Source organism: Algoriella sp., from assembly GCF_036647415.1.
Lineage (GTDB): Bacteria > Bacteroidota > Bacteroidia > Flavobacteriales > Weeksellaceae > Empedobacter.
This window is the reverse complement of record NZ_JAVXKG010000061.1, coordinates 1-7,362: the sequence shown is the minus strand read 5'-3', so window position 1 is coordinate 7,362 and position 7,362 is coordinate 1. Positions and strand designations below refer to the sequence as shown.

Genomic DNA, 7,362 nt, shown 5'->3' with positions numbered 1-7,362 from the left:
TGTATTGATTCCTACACCAATGTCATACTTTGTGTCGATAAATGGAAAGGTTTTAAAAAGTTTGTCAATCAATGCATATTCTTTTCCGTCTAATAAATAATCAAAAATAAACCCATCATTATTAGTGAACCTTGATTGTTCGATTGTTTTTGACTTCGTATTATAGATTTCTTTAGGTTCGGAAGGTGTTTTTACATCTATCAAATTATTACTCTCTTTAGCTTTCTTTAAAATATAAACTACTGAATCGACTGTAGCTTCTTCAAAAACGTTTGGACCTAAAGGTATTAACTGCACTATTTGTGAGCTTTTTAAAATAAATTCTCTTGTTTTAGAAAATGAATTTTGTAAAATGAAGGAAGAATTAGTTATAAAAGAATGAAATGAATTTACCTTTTGTATTTTCAAAGAAAGTTCAATGAAAAATTTATATAAATCAAAGTTACCACTTGTTGCAAAAAAAATAGCTTTAAAATAATTTTTGTAGCTATCAAAATCAGCATTTCTGTATACATAAGGAGGATTTCCAATTACAACATCAAAACCTAAATAGTTTCCATTATCATCCAACACTTCAGGAAATTCAAAACGCCATTCAAATGCATTATTATAAATAGCATTATTTATAGTATCTTCTTTTTCTTGTACAAACTTATCGGCATCGGCTTTTAGCTTTTTTAGTTTGTCTTTTTCGGCTTTTTTAATTTTTTCGCCAAAAAGTGCTAAATTATCTAGTCGTTGTTTTTCGTTTTCATAGGTACCTACTGCTTTAGATACTTTGTCGATAAATTTATTGTCTAGTGTACTTTTAAAGTTGTTTTTTACTTCGTTTATTATTTCTAATACTTGGTATTTTTCCTCTTTACTGTTGGAGTTTTTATAATCGTTTACCGCTTTTTTATAATTGGTAAAATTGTATTTTACTTCTTTTCCTTTAAAGGCATCTTTTAAATCGTCTTGCAAATTAAAACGGCTTATCAAGGAGTTACCACATTTAATGTTAATATCTATATTTGGTAAGGTATGTAGCTGTTTCTTCTCTGTATAATAAGCGTTTTTTAATAACTCTATCCACAAACGTAAACGACATATTTTTACTGAATTTGGGTTAATATCTACACCAAATAAACAATTTTCTATAAGGATTTGTTTTTCTTCAAAGAGTGTTTTTTGTATACGAGCGCTTTCTGTATCATTAGGGTTGTATTCAAATAAATACCCGTTCGCATCTGATATGTATAGTTCGTCGCTTTCTATTTGTATATCAATTCGTAATGGTATCCCTTTTTCGTCTACTAATATGCCTAATTCATTTTTAATGACAATTAATTCATTAAGTGCAGATACTAAAAAGTGACCTGAACCTACTGCGGGGTCGCAAATGCGTAAACTATTTATGAGTGTATTGAATCGTTTAGAATCGTCGGGTTTAAAAAAACGTGATGTATATGCTTTTACATCTTCAAATGTCTCTATTGTATCATTTTCATTTTCTTTGAATTTTTGCACTACTGTTCTGCGTATGGTTTCTTTACACATATACATAGTTATGTATGCAGGTGTATAAAATGAACCATCTTTGTACCCGTTTATTTTTTCGAATATTAAACCTAATACAGATGCATTGATTAATGTTTTTGTTTCCTTTCCTTCAACTATTCCTTCTGTTCCATCAGTAGCAAAGTCATAAGCATCAAGAAATTTAAAAAGATAGTCTAATGTTTTTAGGTTGCCTTTAAATTTTTTACCATTAACATCTTTCAAAACAGTACTTGGATGAACTGTCATTTCATCATCTTTTAATGCTGAAATTGTGAAAGTCAAATCTTCCATACTACCATCCTCTACAGAAAACAAAGAACTATTTAAATATGGAATGTATTTATACGTTTCCGCGAATTTTTCATGTCTTTCATTGTAAGGTTTTGCTAAAGCTGAAAAAAACAAATCATTCAATGCATCAAAACCATTGATAAAACTACTATTTAAAAACTTGTATTCTTTTGCTCCTTTGTGATAGATTGCTAATTGTGATTCTAAAAGCTTAAGAAAAAGAATTCTATTTATCCAAGTCAAACATAATTCTAAACCAACATTAAAAGCTTTATTTCCTTGACCTTCTGTTAGATTTACTTTTCTTAAATAATCCTTATCTTCTAGTGTAAAAATGGTATTTTCTAATAATGATGCGTAATCTTTTGATTTACTATCTTTTCTTTGTATTACTTTTTTACTACCATCTGGTACCTCTTCTAAACCAATAATGTGTAGTAATTCGTTATAGAAGTTTTTGTTTAATTGGTTACTATCGTTTCCAAAACTATGTCCTAATAAATGAACATTAGAAAATATTTTAAAGTAAGTGTTTAGTTTATTATCATCTAAAGAGTTTAGGTTTACTTTGCTAAAATCTAAATACACAAATGGTAATTCCTCTTTAACTTCTTCAATATATTTTTTAGCAATTTCATTATAAAACAACTCATTTTTAGTAGTATCTTTTAAACCATCTCTAAAAGCTTCGTATTCTTTTATTAGTGCTTTATTTTTATAAAAATAATTGTAAAAATCTTCTGCTTTAAACAAAAACCATTCGTAGCCATTCGTAGCTATCAAATGTTTTATATTGTTATTTTTACCATCTAAACGTTCCCTTAAGTAATACAAAAGTAATTCTTGTAATGCTTTTTTATTTAGATTTCTTTCTGAAATAAACTCAACTTTATTACTTGGTTTTTTTGCTTCTATAATAACACCAATATCCGATTTTGCAGTACTGTCTAAATAGATTGCTAAATCTATTCTTTCTTTAGTGTTTATATAATTGTCTTTAAAAAATGTATTGGAAAAGAAATCTTTAAAGTGAGATTTTATATGCTCTTCACTTTCACCTTTTTCATCACTTAATTTTACTGCTTCTATACAGACTTTTAATTTTTCTATAAAAGTAGTAACATCATTCCTTAAAGGTTTGTGTTTTCTATATGCAGGATTTAGTGCCTTTCTAGTATTAATTTTATTCATAAAAAGATAATTATTTACTTTTCGTAAATGTATAAATATAATATTGTTATTATATTTATTTTCGACAAGGAATAATTTTAGTCAAAATCGAATTTCGAAAATATTAAGTTTTGACTTGGTTTATTAATTGGTTTTATAACTTTGGCACTATCGCTAACTTTATGATACTGCAAATATTCTTTAAAAAATGTGTCGCCTTTATAAAATGCTTCTTCAGGAGAAATGCAATTAAAAACACTTTTACTTAGATCAGTATCAAAACTGTTTTCTATATCTGTATTAAACTTAACTTCTTTTGTTGGCATTGCTTTATATAAATGCTCAAAACAATTTACTCCAGCATCAATATTGTTTATTTTAATTTTTAAAATTTCTTCTATCAATTCAAGTTTTAACTGGTTTTGAATATCTGTATCGGTTTGAATTTCCAATTCTGTAATTGCTCCAGCAATCGTGCATAAAATCAAAAATAATTGATGTACTGATTGTTTGTTTTCTTGGCTTGTTTCAAATGTTTGTAAGCTCTTTATAGTATCATTATTAAAGAGGTTACAATCTTTCTGTTTTCTTGGTTTATAAAAGCTTCCTGTACATAACAAATTGAATTTCTTAATTATAGCATACGTCAATAAATTGTTTCGTTTATGTCCTATAATTGTATTCTCACTCAAAAAACCGTAATCATTATTTTGAATTCGTTCACGCACTAAATCAATTAAATTTTTATAATTCAGCAAAATATTAATCTCTTTTATTGCTTTATTTTTTTCGTTTAAAAAATCAATATTTTTTTTGAATTGAGGTTTTCCAACAATATCAAAATCACGTTTTCTAAAGTTCTTTAAATCAAAACCATTGCTATTGTATTTAATCAGTCGTAAATAAGTCGCTCTAACATTAAAAACATAATTACTTTGTCTTCTTATGTGCTTCAATATTAATTCAAGTTCCAAAGGCTTTATTTTACGTTTATTCAAATGAAACAAAACATCTAACATATTTTCACAAAGTGAAATAAAAATTTGATTTGGATTCTCAACAAATTGTTTACGTGAGTAGATTAATGTTTCGCTTAAATTGATTACTTCTTCTTTTATTTCTTCAACAAAATCATTGTAGTTATTTAGATTAAAGCCAGCACTTATGTACTCAAAATTATCTATGTATATTATAAAAGTATCCGTTTTGCCTTTGATTTGAGGTTTTTTGAAATCGTGTTTAGTTACCATATTTAAACCATTTGGCAAACTATTAATGTAAGCATACGGCAATCGCTTGTCTGATAAATAGAAGTTTTCTCTTATTACTGGTCTGTTAAGTTCTTTCAAACCAAAATCACAATTTGGGTGTACTCTTAAAATTTGCGGTTTTGTTTTATCATCTATAAAAAGTACTGCATCGTGAAGCCGTGCGCCACGCTGTAAATTATTAATGCTTACAAAATTATTTATTGCGGTTTCTTCTTGGTCAGTCATAAACGAAATAAATTTATATTTTTCGTTATGCGTATAGTATAACAAATCTGTACTTTGTTCATCTGTATAACCACAATCTAAGAAAAAAGCCTCTGTAAACTCTTTACTTTTATATTTGCCACTATTGCAAATAGTATTAAACAAAATCTTTGCTTCACTCCTTGTTATGCCTTTTGTAAGCATCAAATTATTATAAATGTCATCTTTTAAATTCGCTCCTGTTTCAATGTCTAAAAATGTAGGGAATGCACTTTTTATGTCACATTCGATTAACTTAAACGGTGCTAATGGTCTTAATTGCCTTGATGTTTTAGGCAATGGATTATATTCTCTATGGTCTTTAATTGAAATATTAAAATGCGAAGTTGATAATTTCAATTCTTTGCATATTAAAAACAAAATACCGTAATACCATTGACTAACCAATGTAAACCCATTAATCGGCATTGATTTTGACTTTCTACTATCAACATCAATATACTTTTTATCTAAATAATTTCGATCAAAATTATACTTTTCAATTGGTAGCTTTTCTCCAGTATTTATGTAGTGATTAACGTAATCTATATGCTGGTGATATCCAAAATATTGAGAATTAAAAAACCAAGCACTTTGTATTATTAGCCAACAATGTTTAAATAATGGCGCATCAACTAATGAATAGAACTTTATATCTAATTCATAAATTGCCGTATAGGTTGTTAAATTATTAGCATCAATAAACCCTTTAACCTTTTCAATTGTATAGTACTTGTCTTTTATTTTATGCGTGAAAATTTCACTATAAAAATAAGCCATAGCCAAAAGTGTAATTTCTGAAAACGATACGCCAAATCCGTTTTTATTGTCGCCTTTCATATTGTTTAAAGCGTTTATAAAATCAGTTTCGATATTCTTTGAAATACGGTTTTGAATATCAGTTTTTAAATTAGAATTATTATAAAAATCTAACTTAATCCATTCAGCAATATAAGTTTTTGGTACGGCTTTATTGTTTGCCGTTTCCATAGCTTATATTTTTATAAATACACTTGAAACTATACTATAAATGATTTGCTTAAAAGCACTAAAAACCTTAAATTTGTTTTGCTTTAATACCTCAAAATAAGGACTTTGTAAATATCTACTTTGCATAGTCCTATTTTTTTAAAGGAATTAAACATTCCAATAATTCCGCTTTTTTGTAGTATCTGCGGTTTCCAATTCCATAAGCAACAACTTTACCTTTGTTTGTCCAATACCATAACGTGCTACTATCAATGTGCAAATAATCGCACGTTTGTTCTCGGGTTAATAACTCATCAGGATTGTGAGTATTTGTGGTTGCTTTTTTTTGCTCTAAAAATTCAAGTGTTTTTAAAGCAATTTTTTCAGTTAAATCATCTACTGAAATTGGTGTTAAAATTAAATTGTGCATCTTTTTATCTTTAAAAGTTTACACAAACCACGTGAGGTATTTTAAGGGGTATTTTTAGGTACGTACCCCGAAGTACCCAGTTATTTTGAATTATATTTATCTTCTATGTAATTACTAATTAATAGACTGTTATTTGATAATCTAATAATTTCATTTTTCCATTCTTTACTAAAGGCTTTTGAAATTAATCTTTCGTTGTTTAAGTCAATTTTTATAAATTCTCTGTAAAAACTTTGTCCAGTAGTTCCCGTTTTTTCTCTTCCTATTTTTTCTATTTCTCTTTTTACAAAAGTTCCTTCAATACTTTTTGGAGGTTGTTGTCCATTTGCACTTAACTCAATCCAATACAGCAAAGCATACCATTTTTCTGCAATTTTTTTTTGTTTACCTTTATTAGGTTTATCGGCTGTATTTTGTTGAGGTTCTTTAATTATAAAATCATAAATTTCAAAGTAAGGTTCTACAATTAGTTTAAATTCCGCTATCAGTTCTTTAATAAAATCATTTGATTTATTTCTCTCTAATACGAAATACATTCTTTTTAATAGATATTTTTTATCTGAAATATTATATCTATCTTCTTTTAAAATAACATTTGGTAGCATTCGAAATCTCATTGGCAAACAACCTAAATCCTTTTCGTTTTCAATATTTTCAACTAATTTGACAATTGCTTTTTCAAACTCTGTTATTAGCAATTCATTATTAATATCCTGTTCCCAATAATCCGTTTTTGGTTTTTCTTTTGATTCTATTTTGCTTATAGTATCATTATACCAATTCATAAACGAAGCCTTTAAAGTATCGCTATTAATACTTAAAATTCCGAAACCATACATTATTGCTTTCTTGGTAAAATTTAGCCAATTTAAACCGCGAATATATGAGAGGTATTTACTGGCATAAAATGCCGGAATTTGCTACATTGAATTTTTTCAATAATACAGAGAAACTTCCCAATTGGTACTGGACAGGAAAAACAAAAATGAACTGCCTTAAAGATGCCATAAAACAGTCTCTGACATTTGCCTACGCACATCATATCCAGCGTTTAATGATTACAGGAAATTTTGCTCTTCTGGCCGGAACAGATCCCAGCGAGGTTGATGCCTGGTATCTCGGTATTTATATAGATGCGCTCCACTGGGTCGAAATTACCAATACTCGAGGTATGAGCCAGTTTGCAGACGGGGGAATTATAGGTACGAAGCCTTATGTAAGTTCAGCTTCTTATATTGATAAAATGAGCCATTACTGCGGGACCTGTTTTTATAATAAAGCAAAAAAAACAGGCGATAAAGCCTGTCCTTTTAACAGCCTGTATTGGAATTTTTATGACAGGCATGAAAGTAAGCTTGCCCAGAATCCGAGAATTGGAATGATGTATAAACTATGGCATAACATGAAGCCTGAAGATAAAACGGCATTATTACAGCAGGCGGATTA

The 7,362-nt window shown here is 28.1% G+C and carries 4 protein-coding genes and 1 pseudogene; 1 reads left to right on the top strand and 4 read right to left on the bottom strand.

Translation table 11 applies throughout. The features are described 5' to 3' along the window. The 4 genes from RSC72_RS15560 to RSC72_RS15545 form a co-directional block, all read right to left on the bottom strand. Nucleotides 1–3,024 (bottom strand): type IIG restriction enzyme/methyltransferase (locus tag RSC72_RS15560; protein WP_332578663.1); only part of this gene is annotated, 3,024 nt, incomplete at its 3' end. A gap of 77 nt (nucleotides 3,025–3,101) precedes the next feature. Further along, nucleotides 3,102–5,507 (bottom strand): hypothetical protein, encoded by a 2,406-nt coding sequence (locus RSC72_RS15555; RefSeq protein WP_223705947.1) that lies wholly within the window; start codon nucleotides 5,505–5,507, stop codon nucleotides 3,102–3,104. 130 nt (nucleotides 5,508–5,637) lie between these two features. Continuing rightward, nucleotides 5,638–5,916: a helix-turn-helix domain-containing protein gene (locus RSC72_RS15550; RefSeq protein WP_223705948.1), complete on the bottom strand. Its 279-nt coding sequence runs from the start codon at nucleotides 5,914–5,916 to the stop codon at nucleotides 5,638–5,640. 80 nt (nucleotides 5,917–5,996) lie between these two features. Further along, nucleotides 5,997–6,701 carry a hypothetical protein gene (locus tag RSC72_RS15545; RefSeq protein ID WP_223705949.1) on the bottom strand — a complete coding sequence of 235 codons (705 nt, stop codon included), beginning with the start codon at nucleotides 6,699–6,701 and terminating at the stop codon, nucleotides 5,997–5,999. An 89-nt stretch (nucleotides 6,702–6,790) separates the two neighbouring features. On the opposite strand from RSC72_RS15545, the pseudogene RSC72_RS15540 reads away from it, so the two are divergent. Beyond that, a pseudogene (locus RSC72_RS15540) lies at nucleotides 6,791–7,362 on the top strand (cryptochrome/photolyase family protein); the annotation flags it as partial.